Genomic DNA, 1,696 nt, shown 5'->3' with positions numbered 1-1,696 from the left:
AGGCTGCGGGTCTCGGTGGGGCTCAAGGGGCTGAGCGCGTTCTCCAGGGAGACCGAGACGGTGCCGCCGCCGATCTGCGCCGCGCCCGTGGCGGCGATGCGGTCGCTGCGGCCGGCGGCGACCTCGACGGCGTAGGTCGAGCCCGCCGCGAAGGTGACGTTGCCCGCCACGTTGAGGGTGCCGATGGAGTTGCCCGGCGCCACGGTACCGCCCTGGCCGACGTTGAGGCCGCCGACGCGGCCCGAGCCGCCGAGCGTGCCGCCCGCATTGACGTTGGCGAGCGAGGTGATCGAGCCGTTCACCGCGAGCAGGCCACCATTCACCTCGGTGGTACCCGTGTAGGTGCTGTTGCCGGTGAGCTGGAGCGTGCCGCCGCCCGACTTCGTCAGGCCGCCCGCGTAGGTGCGGGTGAGGAAGGCCTGATCGCGGGCCTGCTTGTAGGTGTACTCGACCCCCTGCTCCTGCGTGGCGTTCGCCGGCAGGCCGTTGGTCCAGCCGCGCTCGGCCTTGGTTTGGATCCAGGCCGCGTGCTCGGCGCTGTCCTCCACGAAGCGCTGGCGCAGGGCCGCGTCGGAAATGTCGTTCGACCAGGTGTCGGAGACGCCCGCGCCGAGATTGGCGTTGAAGCGGCCGAGGAACTGGCCGGGGCCGTTCATCGCCCGGCCGAGGTCGATCTTGCCCCAGCCGAAGGTCTCGTTGGGCCGGTCGGCGGGGCCGTCGCCCAGGTGGGTCGCGGTGGTGAGCAGGACGTCGCGGGTCTGCTCGTTGGTCATGTAGGCGAAGCGCTCCATCACCAGGGCCAGCGCCCCGGTGACGTGGGGGGCCGACATCGAGGTGCCGCTCTTCAGGCCGTAGCCGGCCACGCCCGTGGCGCTGGTCACGGTGGAGTAGACGTTGCGGCCGGGCGCGGCGATGCACCAGTACTTGGCCACGCCGCAGCGGTTGAAGGCCGAGGCATCCGTCGCGGTCAGGCCCGAAGCGGCGATCCAGGTCTTCTCCAGATCGGGCTCGAAATAGGGCAGCGCGGCCCGCACGGTCGGGTTGTTCACGCCCGCATTGCCGGCGGCGAAGACCATGATGGTGCCCGCACGGCCGGCTTCCGCGGCGGCGTCGAGCCAGTCGAGCTGGCGCGGGAACTTGGCATAGGCCGAGAACAGGCCGCCCAGGGTGTTGTAGTTCTCAGGCGGCGGCGGGCTGCCCCAGCTGCTGTTGATCGCCCGCGCGCCCTGCGCGACCAGGTTGCCGTAGGCGCTCTTGAAGTAGTTGTAGTCCTGGTTGGTGCCGTAGATCGAGGAATCGGTGCCGTTGGTGTTGGTGGCCAGCAGCGTCGCGCCGAAGGCGACGCCGTGCATGCCGACGCCGTCGCGGTTGGCCACGATGGTGCCGTCGACATGGGTGCCGTGGTCGTCGTTGACGCCCTGGATCCAGGTGCCGGGCACCGAGTAGCTCGATCCGGCGGTGAAGAAGCTCGAGCGCACCCCGGCGGCCGTCTCGTAGCGGTAGCCGTCGGCGCGGAAGGTGCCGGTGTTGGTGAGGGCAGTGACACGGCCGGCGAATTCCGGATGCGTGGCGAGGTAGCCCGAATCCACCGACCCCACCACCACGCCCCGCCCGGTGATGCCGCGCGCATAGGCCTGGTCGGCGTTCATCGAGGCGAGACCGAAATCGGCGAGGTATTCCGGCGTGCGCCAACTCG

Annotated in this window: 1 protein-coding gene; it reads right to left on the bottom strand. The window is 70.6% G+C overall.

Going from position 1 to position 1,696, the window contains the following annotated elements:
* Window positions 1–1,696: autotransporter serine protease (locus K2X24_RS14845; RefSeq protein ID WP_292499148.1), on the bottom strand; the 1,696-nt coding region annotated here is incomplete at both ends.

This window comes from Methylobacterium sp., assembly GCF_019750675.1.
Taxonomy (GTDB): Bacteria; Pseudomonadota; Alphaproteobacteria; order Rhizobiales; family Beijerinckiaceae; genus Methylobacterium.
Note: the sequence above shows the minus strand (reverse complement) of the source record. Positions and strands in the feature narration are given on the sequence as shown.